The following is a 14,005-nucleotide window of genomic DNA, read 5'->3' as shown; positions in this document are numbered from 1 at the left end:
CGATCAAATACTTATTAAGATACGATGAAGAAATTTGCCATAGCAATCAGGAGAAGGATGATGACGATACCGGAACTCATCCAAAGAATATCGCTGAAATCCATTTTCAAATCTGCCAGTTTATCTTTATTCAGCATGCCATTTCACTCCCTTGATGATTTTCAATAAATCCAATGACCCTGAAGTCCGGATGATCAAATTTAGCTGATGCCGAGCAGTGGGAACATTCAATCTTCTGTACATTCATCGGAGTCCGGAACTCATTCTCACAGTGACTGCATTCCACGATATGTAGATCTTGTTCGCTTCCTTGTCGATCAAATTGAATACGTTCTCTTCCGCGATTAATGTAGCTCACTTTATACTCTCTCCCGTCAGGTTTGATTTAGTAAATATATACCCGGTGAGATATTTGTAAAACATTTTTAATCTATTTTTCTATAAAATCCCAGACTTTAAGCACATTTTTTTAGGGAGTTCGTCTTATTTCAGGAAACTTTTTCATATAGTAGTAGTCATTATGTTACAATTTTTACAAATCAGAGAGAAGGGGTAAAGTTCATGACGCAGCCAGCGGGGTTCGGGGTCAGATTCGTAGCCAATATTGTGGATTGGTTGATCATCAATCTTCCACTCATTATCATCACAGGACTCGTTACAGGGGAATTTTCAGAGGAAAATACCTTTGTTTCATCAATCACATTTCTATATGTCCTGATTACTCCTGTTCTTTGGAAAGGGTATGTAGTCGGAAAGCGGATCGCGGGTATTCGAATCGTTAAAAAGGATGGAAGCAATGTCCATATAGGAAATATGCTGATGCGGACAATCGTTTCCGGGATTGTTTACGGCCTTACATTGGGGATCGGGATCATCGTCAGTGCCTTTATGGTCGGCATCCGTGAAGACAAACGGGCGATTCATGATTTTATCGCCGGGACCTATGTGACCCATGCCAAACCGGAAGAAGGGTGATCTCGTTAAAAACAACCAGCTTCACCGCGAGCTGGTTGTTTTTTTTGTTATAATCGCTTCTCCATGAAATGCTGCCGTCCTCCCTTTGGAAAATCCTCCAGCACACCGAACTCTTTGTAACCGAGTTTTTTATAAAAGCCGGGTGCCTGAAAACTGAAGGTATCAAGTACCGACAAGCAGCATCCAAGTCCCCTTGCGTATTCCTCTATTTTTTCAATGAGCTGCATACCCAGTCCTTCCTTGCGGTGTTCCTCGGCCACCCAAAGGAAATCGATGTGAAGATGATGCCAGAATGTCTCACCTGTCACCCCTCCTGCAATTTCATCTTTTTCATCTCTTACAGCGAAACTCACTTTCTCAAGCGGAGTCTTCACATCTTCATTAATGGACTTCATGTTATACTCAATCAACTTTTTTCTTATGTAGTCGCTGTCTTCCTGAATCCATTTTTGTGTAATTTTCAACGTCTTCTCCCCCTTTTCTTATTTTTACGGTTTATCATTTTATCTGCTCTAATTGGGAATGGGACGCATCTGGCAGTACTATTCATGTTGTTATGTAAAGATTGCTATTGCTATTTAGGTTTAGGTAAGAAAAATTAAAGGAATTACCATTAACACCTTACATAATCAACAGTGTTTGATTAGCAGCATAAATAGGCTTGTTTGGTCATTATGTTTACATAAATAAGATCAATCTTGGTTTCCTCAAAAAATGCGTCCCATTCTTATCTTCAGGAGGTATACGATGAAATATGCAGGAATAGGTTTGGTTGTACTAGCAGCTATATGCTGGGGCATCAGCGGCGGGATTGCCGATGTTTTAATGAACAAAGGCTGGGATCCGATCGTGATTTCACTTTACCGGGGGGCCGTTGGCTTTATTTGTTTTTTTGTGTGGTTTCTCTTTCGATTTAGACAAAATCGGGGCATCTCTCCACGTTTATACATATGGGCACTGATAGCGGGTGTGGGTGTTGCCGGGAATTTCACTTTTTACTTTCTAAGTATCCAGGCCTCAAGCGTAGCTGTAGCCGCTACGTTAATGTACACTGCACCTGTATTCGTTCTATTAATCTCCTTTTTAATGCGGATAGAAGATTCTACTTGGTTTAAGTGGGGCTGCATTGCCGGGGTTCTACTGGGGATTCTCCTGCTTACAGGTGCCTACAACACTGAATCGATTTCAGTGAGTTTTATCGGGATGGCTGCGGGGCTTGCTGCCGGTCTTTCCTATGCTTTGTTTATTTTCGGATTTAAAAATGCGTCTTCTATCGGGAATCCGCCCGCCACGTTAACCATTGCTTTTTTTTCATTCTGTCTCATCCTCCTTCTCTTTGGGGATAAGGGTGAAGCCGCCGATGTATTGGCATCGAGTGATCTAGGATTGTTTTTACTCCTGGGGATCCTGGGGGCCGGCCTGTCATTTACGTTGTATGTGATAGGAATAAAATGGACTACTCCGTCCAATGCTTCTATGGTCGCTATGGTAGAGCCGGTAACAGCTTCATTGTTTGGCGTCCTGGTTCTCGGGGATCACTTGACCGTCATTCAAACCCTGGGAATGGCAGTCATCCTGATAACGATCACCGTTCTTAGTGTGAAGCAGTCCGATAAAAAAGTGATCTGATTCAAGTTTTTTCAAACGGCATTTTCCCATTAGAAGAATCAGTCATCAAAGGAAATAAGGAAACCCTGATCAGTTTTTTCCGTTGCTCTCATTCTTACAAGCACCACCAGCCTCTAGTTGCATACTTTGTAAACAGGAGGTGTGTGCCGTGCTTTCACGTATAAAATGGTTGTCCTTTTCGATTGAATTATTTCTCGCGGTCCCGGTCTTTGGAAATATTGCTGGTGACGCAATTCCGTTTCTTCTATGTCTAGTGGCGGTCTGGCATGCTTGTGTGTTATACGTTTCAAAATCAGAAGATCAGCCTATTCTCGGAAGTGCGCTTGGAATCATTGCCTCGTTCCTCAATTTCTTCCCGATTATCCGGCTGATTGCTCACGCTATTACTGCAATTGTACTTATTTTTGAAATTCAGAAAGCACCGGGGATGGAATGACCAGTTCTTCCACAGTAAAAGGATGCTCCTTTCCCCGGAGCATCCTTTTTCTTTATTTCATATCGTATTTATAACAAACCATGACAACCTTCTTCTCGAATCCTTCCCGGGTGTAGAGCTTCACTGCTTTATCATTTTCTCCATTCACAGAGATCATGGCTTTTTCCATGCCCGCTTTCTTCCCGAAACGCAGCCCTTCCCTTAACAGCAGCCTTCCGATCCCTTTCCCCTGCTGATCCGGTTTGACTGCCAATAGACCGATGAAGGTCTTCCATTCTCCTTCATCCCACTCCTTCTCAACATTCAATATCGCTGAGGGAACATCATTACGGAAGAGAATTTTCATTCCGCCGTCGAGATGTCCTTCATGATTCTTCATCTCCTTTACCCGCCCTGCAGTAATCGGTGTTTCGGCACCTGCTAAATGAGAGAAGGCAGCATTCCTCACTTCACACCATATTTCTTCATCCCGGTCGAAAACAATGTCTTCCAGCCTGTATCCTGACGGAATATCCATTTGAGGAACATCCTTTGCCTGCCGTTCAAGCAAATAAGATATTCTCTCAATATCAAAACCTAATCCCTCCATGATCTTTCTTACAGACGTGTTCTTTTCGTCGATAAATGTAAAGACTTTATCTAAATCCTCCCCATGACCTTTTATCTTTTCCCACAGAAGTTTATAAGCCTTCAGCGTAGGGATTGTACTGTGGAACATCCTGAAGCGCGCCCTGTTTCCTTTGAGTAAATATTCACTTCGATAAAGGGAAACAGCACCGGCAATCCTGTCTTCTTCGATCAGAAGATAAGTTGGATTCTCTTCTTCATCGACCTTCAAATCCTTTAACTGGTCCTCATATAGATAAGAATCATCCACTTCGTGCCGGTGTTTGCGGCAATACTCCAGGAAGTCCTCCCTCGTCTCCTCTGTTAAGCGCACTACTCTCATCGTTCCCCCCCGTAATCAACCTCATTTTAAAGGCGTTCATTGCCTCTTTTAAAATTGCCTGTAATCTTCGCCATCACTAATTGCCGTTCTTTTTCGCTTCCCGCCGTCTTCAATTTCTCCAAGAATCGGTCAGCGTCCTTCCCCTTAAGGATTTTCACTTGTCTGCCCTCATAATCTATAAACACAACACCGCTTTTTGTGACCCGATACTGAAACGGAGATTCCTCCAGACGGTTTTTTTTATCGATATCCCCCATATTCACACTCCTTCCGCCGAAACACAGTCTATGAATATAATTCAACAAACTGAATCGTTTACCTTTTCGATCCAGACAAAAAGCAGTCCGCCACGGGGACTCATGCCCTAAGTCGAACTGCTTCTATCGTTTATTCCCTACTGAACGACCCCGCCGGCATTTATATATCTGGCATTGAATTCCTGCAGAAACTGATTTGTTACCGCAGCGTCATGGATGATCAGCATATTTTCATCATTTACATTGTTCCCGTTTTCACTCCAGTTCGTAGAACCGACGATAACGGTCGGGTCACTGGTCGTGTCCGCATCGATGATCATCGTTTTGGCATGAAGCTTTCTGCTTTCATTGGCCTGATAGACCGGAGCCGGGTTCGCCCAGCGGATATTCGGGTTGTTTTCGCTCGTTTGAGATGCCGTCCTGCCAGTCATTTCGATACTTGCAGACCACCATTGATTCCAGAAGCTTGCATCAAAAAGTCCTTTGACATCAAAGCCTGTCAGCGTACCCTGATTATCGGCATAGCTTCCTTCCCATTTGTTCTTCAGTTCATCGACCAAAGCCTGGTCACTCCAGGCAAAAATGGTGAAATAAGCATTCTCATCCGCTTCTGTTCTCACAAGTTCCCTCATGCGTCCGACTGCATCATCACCTGAAGAAAAGTAGACCTCGACTTTTTTCCCGCCAATCGTCACTGAGTGAGTTGTGTTATCGATTTTGCGCGTACTGAAGTTTGAAACTGTCTTATCAGGCGTCGTCGTCCCACTTCCCCACATTTCCTCGAACTCTGTTTCATATATGGCTGCAAGCTCAGGTGAATGAACTTCGACGACATGCTGCTGATTCCCGTCAAGAACTCTCTGATTCATATTCTCCTCTGAGCCGTAAAGTCCTGTCACCGTAAAGTTCCAGCTGCCTGTGAACACCCATGTATCATCCACCACTGCAAATTTGTTATGCATCTGATTTCCCGGTGAGTAATAACTGTCCGCTGCCTTCTCTTCACCTTCAACAAATAGATGACCCGTCCTCTCCGTGCTTCCCACCATTACCGTCCGCTGCGGGAAATCGGTGAAGCCTGCAGGCAGATTGTGCGCTGAACGCTTCGCTGCGTCTTCTACTGCAAACATCGGGGAATCCGATAGAATACGAGCATCGTCCGCCGTTCCTGCGATATTATCTTTTCCTCGGACAAGCTTCTCTAAATATAGTCTCATCGTTTCATATCGTTCAGCATAATGAGGATCGGCTCCGTCCTTCGCATCGGCAAGGATCCTCACATCCACCCCTTGAGCCGCTTTTTCCATGAGCGTATCAACCACACGCGGCAGATTGATTTCATATGTAGCAAAATCGATCGACGTCGTCGCTTCGTTCAGCCTTTCAATCAATTGATCTTCCAGATTCACGTTGTAGTTTGCCTCGTTACCGGAAGAAGCATATTGAGTTTCTGCACTTTTGTTGAAGAAGACATTGATTGCACCAAGTTCCTCGCTGACATTCGTCAGGGATTCACTTCCGCCGCCTGAAGGAGGTGCAGACTGGGAGTTAGGAGCTTTCGGTGTCCCGTAGCCGCCTTCATAGGCAGCAGTCGACGTACCCCAGCTTGCTGCATCAGTACCGGCAGCAGCACTGTCACTTCTCTCCATCGCCGCCTTCGTCGCATTGTCTCCTGCATACCAGCTGTCGACTTCATCAACGATTGTGCCGGAAGCATCCTTCAAATAGAGTACTTCATTTGAATTACCAAGACCTCCTGTATAAATCTGGTCCGCTGTCACTCCCGAAATCGTGCTGTCACTTGTTCTTTCTAAAAGAAAATAATCATCTGCCGCCACCGACCCGCTTAACTGGATGGACGGTGAACCGTCCTGGGCCTCAAGCAACCATCCATCAAGGGACAAGCTGGATGAAGATGCGTTATACAATTCAATCCACTCATCATTATAAGAAGCCGTCGTCCCCATCCAGGCGACTTCATTGATAACGGCTGTATTGGAGGCTGCCGCCGCTTCCTTAGTATCCGTGAACCCTTGTGGAACGAGGCTCCCCGTAAGCAATAACGCTGTACTCATTACTGACAAAGAAATTTTTTTCATGCCCATACCCTTTCCCCTTTCAATAATAAATGACAAATATAAAAAATAGATTACAGTACAAGTATATTTTGTCTTATTTTGCAGAGTAATAGGCTGAACGGTGTTATTATTCTTATTATTTTGTAAATACTGTTTTGATTTTGTAAATTGATACTACTATACACCCAGGGTATTCCCTTATATTTCATTAAGAGAATTACTCAATCGCATGAAGTCACCAGTTGAGGTGTGCAGTACAAAAGTCTCTTAATCTGTTCCTTTTAAGGAATAAAAATTGGGTAAGGGGAAATCGATGTAGATTCTAACGAAGAGTTCTTTCTGTTGAAGTTGGATATGGGCGATAATCTTGATTTATGGGCGTTATCTCGTGGATAAGGGCTATATTTCTAATATAAGGGCGAAATCTCAATTTTATGGGCGAACTGCAGATTCTTCGACAAAAACACCTACCTTATTCAAGTCAAAAGTAACAACTTCTACTCGTTGTCCACTCTCTTGCAGCCTTGCTTAAATTTCCTCTAATAAAAAACCCAAAAGCCTCAGCTTCCGGGTCCCTATTTCGCCAAATCATGTTTAAATGCATAAATCACTGCCTGTGTGCGGTCCTGCACGCCAAGCTTCGAGAGGATATTGCTAACGTGGGTCTTCACGGTCTTCAAGGCGATGAACAATTCATCGGCTATTTCCTGATTTGTCTTTCCCTGGGTCATCAGCATAAGAATTTCGAGTTCCCGGTTCGTGAGCTCCTCGTGGGGTTCGGAAACGGTGCGCTGCCTCATCCTTGTCATCATCTTTCCTGTCACCTCAGGCTCGAGGATCGATTGACCATGATACGTTTTACGGACCGCGTCCGCGATTTCACTTGCCTTGGATGTTTTCAGCATATAGCTGACAGCACCCGCTTCGAGAGCCGGGTATACTTTATCGTCATCCAGGAAGCTTGTGACGATGATGATTTTCGCTTCTGGCCACCTGCTGATGATTTCCTTTGTCGCCTGAATGCCGTCCATTTCTTTCATGACAAGGTCCATCAGGATGATATCCGGGCGCAGTTCAAGCGCAAGTTTCACCCCTTCACTCCCGTCTGAGGCTTCACCGACGACTTCGATATCAGACTGTGCAGAAAGATAGGAGGATACACCGATCCGCACCATTTCGTGGTCATCTACAAATACGACTTTAATCATTTTCTTCACCTACATTCTCTACAACCGGCACCTTCACCTCAAGGCGTGTGCCTTTATTTGGGATACTGATGATCTTGCATGTACCGCCGATCTCGATGGCTCTTTCCTTCATATTCTGAAGCCCGTATGAACTCGTGGCTTTCGATTCGTTGACATCAAAGCCCTGACCGTCGTCCACGATACGCATAATGATGATGGACTCCCTTTTAATCAACAGCACCTCAAGGGACGCAGCCTTGGCATGTCTCAGCGTATTTGAAACCGATTCCTGCAGGATCCTGAACAGATGGTCTTCGATCCCTTTGTCGAGTTTCATATCTTCGATTTTCCACTGAATATCGAGAGGCACCTTTTGTGATAATTCGACCAGCAGCTCCTTCATTCCTTCCTGAAGGTTCTTACCCTTAAGCGCAACAGGACGCAAGTGGAGAAGGAGCGCCCTCATTTCAAGCTGTGACTGATGGATCATCTGCTCGACCATCTTAAGCTGTTTTTCTTCCTGTGCCGTCCTTGTCGATGACGGCGTCTCGGTTATGGCCGACATGAGCATCGAAGCGGCAAAGAGCTGCTGACTGACTGAATCATGAAGCTCCCGGGCCAGCCGGTTGCGCTCCTGTGAGACGATTTCCTGGATCCGCTTCTCCTGCTCCTCCGCTTTTTCATTGGCAAGCTTCTGTGAATACCTTGCCTGGTCGGCAAGATGCTTCCCTAAAGAGTCGACCTTTTTCCAAATATGCTGAAGTTCTGCAGCCGATGACTCTGCAGGGGTGAAGGTCCTCCCCTGTTCGATATGGAGGAGTGCATCTTCAATTTCATGCAGCTGTTTTTTATGAAGCCATCCAGAGCGCAGACCGAATATGAGCCCGAGCAGGGTAGTGACCAGTACAATGAAACCAGCCGCCGGTATATCCATCACTTCGACTTCCCATAAGAGGGACCAGTCTTCCAGCGGGTACAAATAGAAGAATGAAAGGGCGACGACGATCAATACACAAAGCGAAAAGAAGAATCCGGCTGCCAGTTGCTTTCCGACTGTACTCATATTCTCTTCACCTCTAAGTCTCCGATCCAGAGGGAGGTCACAATCTTCACCCGCTGGCCTGCCGTTTCGTAGCCTGGCGTTTGATAGTAGAGGGATTGGTTGATCGCCTTCGGTTCCACACTTTCGAAAATTTCAATCGAACCCGCGAGCACAGAGTGATGAATGCTTACTTCCACCTCATACGGGACGAGGATTTCCACATTCCCAAGGATATTGCGGACCGATACGACCGAGGTCCCTTTCGGAAGAACAGTATTGCCCATGTCGATGACCGAATCACCGATGATACCCTGGATGTTGATGTCATTCCACTCAAACACATCCTCAGGGGTGCGCTTCGTTCCGAACCATTCATTCTGCATGGCCGCTTTCTTCATGATCAGCGGTTCCTGGGATTGCGTGAACGTTTCTTTGATGTCCGGAGCTATATATTTAGGATGTTTCTTTGAATCGGCAAAGCGCATAATAATGAAAATTAAAATGGCAAAAAGCAAAAATTTAAAAGCGACGGTATTGAATATATTGATCCCCAGGCTGATGACCCCGAACCAGAACAGGATCTTGCCTGATTTTTTATGAAGATTCTTGCGGCCGAAATAAATGGCAAATGCCGCTATGAAAAGAAAGACCAGAACCCCCCCGTCATAAAAAGAGACTTCCAACAGGATGAGTACCGTACCGATCAAAATGATCCAGCTGATGCCGTCTGAACGCAGTCTATTGAACAAAGGGGGTTCCTCCTTTCATGAGTGTATGTATAGTATTTGTTTTTCCCCTGATAGTATGAAAGAGGGTGAACCCTGGACGGGCTCCCCCTTTTTACTGTTAATAGAATACCATGTTTTACAATGAAATGGCTTCAGTTTCCTCTTTTTTCATTTCTTTTTCCAATTTGGCGATTTTCGCATCAATTGTGTTGCGGTAATAAGAGGAGTTCACACCGTGCTCGAGCTGATCCAGGTAAGTCTCGATCTCATCGAACTTCGAGAACGATGCGTTATTGTAGCCTGATGATGATTCCAGCACGCTGTTCATCTTATTATGGGCACGTGCGATATTCTCCCTGCCCATAAGTTCCATCCTTTTGATGTACATATCTTTAAGCTTATGCTTCATTTCTTCGTATTTTCTTTCAAGCTCATCCAGCTCTTTCACGGCTTTCAGCTTAAGATCCGCGATGCGTTCTGCACGCTCATCATAGTATTTTTGTTCCTGAAGGGCAAATTCGTAAAGCTCGGTTTCGCTTGCCTTTGAAGCCACTTCAGCCTGATGTTTTCTTTTTTCCGCGAGTTTCACTGCCTGCTGGTATTCTTTTGTGAATTCTTCCTTGAGAAGATATTGGCGTTCGACCAGTTTCCTTACTTTCTCTACTTCGTTTTCGCATTGTCTGAGGTAGTGGTTGAGTACTGCGATCGGGTTTTTCTTCTCTTTTTTATCTAATGCTTCGTGAAGGTCGGACATGACTGTATTTTTGATTCTTTGGAATAAGTTTGGCATGGTTGTTTCTCTCCTTTTGATTGTTTATTTTGTAAAGTACTTCTTAATACCGCTTTTGATTTCCGTGCAATACTTCGCTTTCCTCGGGTAGCTCGTGAGCCTCCTCGTCGCTGCGCTCCTGCGGGGTCTCACATTAGCTACTTTTCCCGCAGGAGTCTTCGTCTTGCACTCCAATCAACGCTGGATGGAACTTTAACTACAAAGACATTCACATCTCATTTTCCTAAGATCAAGAGCTTCTTATAAACCCTAGTTCTTTAATTGCGACCATTCTTTTTCGAAGTTTGTGAATGGGTCGTTGGATGTTTCTTCGATGATGACGTCTTGCTTTTTCCAGTTTTTGTAGATTACGTAGAGGACGTAAAGGGCGACGAGTCCGATGATGGCCGGGAAGTTGGACACTGTGGCGCTGAATGCCGCCAGTCCGATCAGGGCCCAGAGGACCTTTTTGAACGTTGAATCTGTTTTCAGGAACGCCTTGACGCTGTAATACATGATCACCAGGGAAAGCGCGAGCCCCACAATCGGTCCTAAATTGGCAAGCAGCACGATCGCTGCGATCCCTCCCGCTAAGAGCAATCCGAATTTTTTCATTTGATGTTGCCTCCTTTCTTCTTCATGTCTTTATCCTACCTGGTTTCCTGATTTCCCATAACGAGCTCTGGCTTTATTTTCAGCTAAGACTTGAGGCTTACCATGAATAGGACCAGTGAATTTGCCCCGGGATTCAGCTGCTGAATGTCATGCATGGTTCACCGGCTGATTATCATTCGTTATTCACCAGATGAATGGCTTTAGAATTTCACCAACTGATTATCATTCGTTATTCACCAGATGAATCTTAAAAGAAATTCACCAAAAGAAAATCAGCTGGTGAATAATGCTCATCATTCTCCAGCTGAACAGAATACAATTTGTTGATCATCATATATTTTATGCACGCAAAAAAACCCGCCCATGACCGCATAAAGCAGTGAATGACGGGTAATTAGGATTTTAGTTTGTCAGTTCAAGGAATTCATCGACATCGGCAATGCAGAGCTTTATGCCTTTTTCCCAGAATGCTTCCTGGGTGATGTCTTCCCCGAGGTGTTTCATGGCGAGTTCTTCGACGTTCATGATGGCTGTGTCGCGGAGCAGCGCCATATATTTCTCTTCATAATTCTCACCGGATTCGAGCGCTTTGGCGTAAATACTCAGCGAGAACAGATAGCCGAAGGTGTACGGGAAGTTATAGAACGGTACACCCGTGATATAGAAATGAAGCTTGGATGCCCAGAAGCGCGGATGCACTTCCCCCAGTGAACCTGCGAAAGCCTCTTTCTGAGCTGCCGCCATCAATTCATTCAGCTTATCTGCAGAAACGATTCCTTTTTTACGCTCCTCATAGAAGCGGGTTTCAAACAGGTAGCGGGCATGGATGTTCATGAAGAATGCGACGCTGCGCTGCAGTTTATCTTCCACAAGGGCGATTTTTTCTTCCTTCGTCTCTGCTTCCTTTACGGCCGCATCCGCGACGATCATTTCCGCGAAGGTTGAAGCTGTTTCAGCGACGTTCATCGCATAGTTGCGATTTAGCGTATGCACCGGACGCAGGGCGTAGGAGTGGAAAGCATGCCCGAGTTCGTGAGCGAGCGTCGATACATTGGACATGCTCCCTGAATACGTCATGAAGATTCGTGACTGGTCACTTATAGGAAATGACGTACAGAAGCCGCCAGGACGCTTGCCGGCACGGTCTTCGGCTTCGATCCAGTTGTCCTCGAACGCTTTTTCTGCAAAACCGGCCATTTCCTCCCCGAAACGGGCGAATTGCTTCAGGATGAAGCGCGCTCCTTCATCATAGCTCATCGTGCTCGTCGATTCGGCAACCGGTGCATCCTGATCGAACCAGTCGAGCTTCTCTTTGCCCAATAACTTGGCTTTCCGATTAAGATAGTTAACAAACGGAGCTTTATTTTTTGAAATCGCCCCCCACATCGCATCGAGTGTTTCCTGCTTCATGCGGTTATATTCAAGCGGCTCTTTCATGATATCTTCCCAGCCGCGCTTCTTATAAACAGTCAACCGGAAACCGCCCAGGTGATTAAGCGTCTTTGCAAATAATTCTTCATTCTGCTTCCACGCCTCTTCCAGTTTTAAGAAAATCTCTTTCCTTGTTTGCTTATCAGGACTAGACAGCAGGTTATTCGCCTGTCCGACCGAGAGCTGCCTGCCTTCATGCGTTATCTCCATGGAGCCGACGATCGTGTCATACATCTGGCCCCAGCCGTGGTATCCGTCCACCGAAAGTGCGCCGATCAGCGCTTCCTCCGTGCTGGACAGTTTGTCTTTCGCCTTTTGTCTCCATTCATTCAGGACAAAGGTGATTTCTTTTAACCTGTCATGCTGAAGGAGCTCCTCCCAAACTTCTTCGGAGCTGTCTGAGAGCTGCTGCTGGAATTTGGTGAAAACAGAAGAAAAATCCGCGCTTATGCTCGTGATCTCCCCCCTCAGCTCATCCGCTTTCCGGTCATGCATGTTCTGGGCTTCCAGGCAGCTGACGAAGGCCCCTGCCTGTCGCAGATACAGCATCACTTCTTTGGCTTCCTCGATCAAATTCCACACGAGACCTGCATCGCTGCCTGACTGCGGCGGATGAAAAGCGATTGCATTTTCCTCGAAATTCGTTTTCATTTTTTTAAGCGTTTCAAGATGTCCCCTGAATTCTTTTGATTCACTTCCGCCTTGAAAAAATACATCTAAATCCCAAACATCAGAATATGTAGTGTTCATAATTGCCCCCTATTTTCATCTAATACTTGTCTTTGTATAATTCTCGATACATGGACTGAATCCTTCAAAAATACCCAAGATATTTCGACTCTCTAAAAAAAGATTAGCCCGGACAGAACAGTGGAATAGTATGTAAAAGTATTGCTGCGCATAGATTTAGTGTAGACAAAGATGGGAGGACTACTTTTGACAAAGTTGATATTGAACATCCTGGCCTTTGCACTTGTCATCATCATGAACACGCTTGCTGTCACACTGCCCCTGAATAATCAATCGACCTCTGAAATCAGCAACCGATTGGATATCCTGCTGACACCGGCAGGATATGTATTCTCGATATGGAGCTTGATTTATCTGCTCTTGGCAGTATGGATACTTAGGATGATCCCGAAAAGCAGGAGAGAACTGCCCCTTTATCAGAATACGAGCGCTCTCTTCATACTGAGCTGCCTGCTTAATTCCGGCTGGATCCTTGTCTGGCATTATAACTATTTTCTCGTTTCTGTATTTGTGATGATCGGATTGTTCCTGACCCTCGCTGTGCTTTACAGGACGGTGAAACAGACGGATCCTTCTCTCTTGGATATGGCCCCATTTTCAATTTATATGGGGTGGATCTCGATTGCGATGATCGTTAACATCCTCTACTACCTTACCGATATCGGCCTGATTGGAGAAGGAAGTGCCGGCAGATACTGGTCATACGCAGGCCTGCTGATTGCAGCGGTGCTGGCGGTTGTTGTCAGGATTTCTCAGAAGGATTGGCTGTATCCGCTCGTCTTCGTTTGGGCTTTTGTCGGAATCGGCATGAAAAACTTAGATGAATATGGCGCATTTGCATATACCGCATACACCCTGGCAATTGTCATACTGCTCATCACCCTGTTCTACCGAAAGACCAGCGTCCCCGGACATTCAACGAAATCAGGTAACTAAGGTATAGAAACACCGCTTCTGACTGACATTAAGTTGGAGGGGGTGTTTTTGTATGGAGAATGGTCACGGCAAGAAGACGACGGTTTCCGGAACGGACATCGAAGAAGTAAAGAAGCTGAACAGCGAATCGGGGTTGACGTACAATCAGGTGAAACAGCTGCTTGGCGGGCAGTATCCCCAAAAAAAATAAACGAAAGCGCGGGCTGATGCCGGCGCTTTCGTT

At 45.5% G+C, this 14,005-nt stretch carries 17 protein-coding genes; 5 read left to right on the top strand and 12 right to left on the bottom strand.

Going from position 1 to position 14,005, the window contains the following annotated elements; genetic code table 11:
- Window positions 1-14: 14 nt before the first annotated feature.
- Window positions 15-137, bottom strand: a complete 123-nt coding sequence (locus BHE18_RS23790; protein WP_268876364.1) for a hypothetical protein — start codon at window positions 135-137, stop codon at window positions 15-17.
- Window positions 131-358, bottom strand: coding sequence for a hypothetical protein (locus BHE18_RS15870; RefSeq protein WP_071619495.1), 228 nt, complete (start codon window positions 356-358; stop codon window positions 131-133). Before BHE18_RS15870 ends, BHE18_RS23790 begins: the two co-directional genes overlap by 7 nt.
- A 203-nt stretch (window positions 359-561) precedes the next feature.
- Between BHE18_RS15870 and BHE18_RS15865 the strand changes: the two genes are divergently transcribed.
- Entirely contained in the window at window positions 562-975 is a 414-nt protein-coding gene (locus BHE18_RS15865) for an RDD family protein (RefSeq protein ID WP_071619494.1), read from the top strand.
- Window positions 976-1,022: 47 nt separating this feature from the next.
- Here the strand turns inward: BHE18_RS15865 and BHE18_RS15860 are convergent, their stop codons facing one another.
- On the bottom strand, window positions 1,023-1,439 hold the full coding sequence (locus BHE18_RS15860; RefSeq protein WP_071619493.1) for a GNAT family N-acetyltransferase: 417 nt from the start codon (window positions 1,437-1,439) through the stop codon (window positions 1,023-1,025).
- Window positions 1,440-1,722: 283 nt separating this feature from the next.
- Here BHE18_RS15860 and BHE18_RS15855 point away from each other — a divergent pair, with 283 nt between their 5' ends.
- Both BHE18_RS15855 and BHE18_RS15850 read left to right on the top strand, forming a co-directional pair.
- Entirely contained in the window at window positions 1,723-2,604 is an 882-nt protein-coding gene (locus BHE18_RS15855; RefSeq protein WP_071619492.1) for a DMT family transporter, read from the top strand.
- A 148-nt stretch (window positions 2,605-2,752) separates the two neighbouring features.
- Entirely contained in the window at window positions 2,753-3,040 is a 288-nt protein-coding gene (locus BHE18_RS15850; protein WP_032085585.1) for a hypothetical protein, read from the top strand.
- 52 nt (window positions 3,041-3,092) lie between these two features.
- Here the strand turns inward: BHE18_RS15850 and BHE18_RS15845 are convergent, their stop codons facing one another.
- From BHE18_RS15845 to BHE18_RS15805, 9 genes are all read right to left on the bottom strand, one after another.
- Window positions 3,093-3,989 carry a GNAT family N-acetyltransferase gene (locus BHE18_RS15845; protein WP_071619491.1) on the bottom strand — a complete coding sequence of 299 codons (897 nt, stop codon included), beginning with the start codon at window positions 3,987-3,989 and terminating at the stop codon, window positions 3,093-3,095.
- Between the two features lie 26 nt (window positions 3,990-4,015).
- Window positions 4,016-4,246, bottom strand: coding sequence for a hypothetical protein (locus BHE18_RS15840; protein WP_071619490.1), 231 nt, complete (start codon window positions 4,244-4,246; stop codon window positions 4,016-4,018).
- Between the two features lie 137 nt (window positions 4,247-4,383).
- Window positions 4,384-6,351 carry a phospholipase D-like domain-containing protein gene (locus BHE18_RS15835; RefSeq protein WP_071619489.1) on the bottom strand — a complete coding sequence of 656 codons (1,968 nt, stop codon included), beginning with the start codon at window positions 6,349-6,351 and terminating at the stop codon, window positions 4,384-4,386.
- A 548-nt stretch (window positions 6,352-6,899) separates the two neighbouring features.
- On the bottom strand, window positions 6,900-7,532 hold the full coding sequence (locus tag BHE18_RS15830) for a response regulator transcription factor (RefSeq protein ID WP_071619488.1): 633 nt from the start codon (window positions 7,530-7,532) through the stop codon (window positions 6,900-6,902).
- Window positions 7,525-8,574, bottom strand: coding sequence for a sensor histidine kinase (locus BHE18_RS15825; RefSeq protein ID WP_071619487.1), 1,050 nt, complete (start codon window positions 8,572-8,574; stop codon window positions 7,525-7,527). The genes BHE18_RS15830 and BHE18_RS15825 overlap by 8 nt, the downstream gene beginning before the upstream one ends.
- Entirely contained in the window at window positions 8,571-9,302 is a 732-nt protein-coding gene (gene liaF / locus BHE18_RS15820) for a cell wall-active antibiotics response protein LiaF (protein WP_071619486.1), read from the bottom strand. Before liaF ends, BHE18_RS15825 begins: the two co-directional genes overlap by 4 nt.
- Window positions 9,303-9,417: 115 nt before the next feature.
- On the bottom strand, window positions 9,418-10,071 hold the full coding sequence (locus BHE18_RS15815; protein ID WP_071619485.1) for a PspA/IM30 family protein: 654 nt from the start codon (window positions 10,069-10,071) through the stop codon (window positions 9,418-9,420).
- Window positions 10,072-10,320: 249 nt separating this feature from the next.
- Window positions 10,321-10,665, bottom strand: coding sequence for a lmo0954 family membrane protein (locus BHE18_RS15810; RefSeq protein WP_071619484.1), 345 nt, complete (start codon window positions 10,663-10,665; stop codon window positions 10,321-10,323).
- Between the two features lie 402 nt (window positions 10,666-11,067).
- Entirely contained in the window at window positions 11,068-12,849 is a 1,782-nt protein-coding gene (locus tag BHE18_RS15805) for a M3 family oligoendopeptidase (protein ID WP_141771901.1), read from the bottom strand.
- Between the two features lie 183 nt (window positions 12,850-13,032).
- On the opposite strand from BHE18_RS15805, the gene BHE18_RS15800 reads away from it, so the two are divergent.
- Window positions 13,033-13,782, top strand: a complete 750-nt coding sequence (locus BHE18_RS15800) for a TspO/MBR family protein (RefSeq protein ID WP_071619482.1) — start codon at window positions 13,033-13,035, stop codon at window positions 13,780-13,782.
- 52 nt (window positions 13,783-13,834) lie between these two features.
- Window positions 13,835-13,972, top strand: a complete 138-nt coding sequence (locus BHE18_RS23290) for a hypothetical protein (RefSeq protein WP_171910725.1) — start codon at window positions 13,835-13,837, stop codon at window positions 13,970-13,972.
- Window positions 13,973-14,005: the final 33 nt, after the last annotated feature.

The organism is Rossellomorea aquimaris (assembly GCF_001877785.1).
Classification (GTDB): Bacteria; Bacillota; Bacilli; order Bacillales; family Bacillaceae_B; genus Rossellomorea; species Rossellomorea aquimaris_A.
This window is presented reverse-complemented; position numbering and strand designations above follow the sequence as displayed.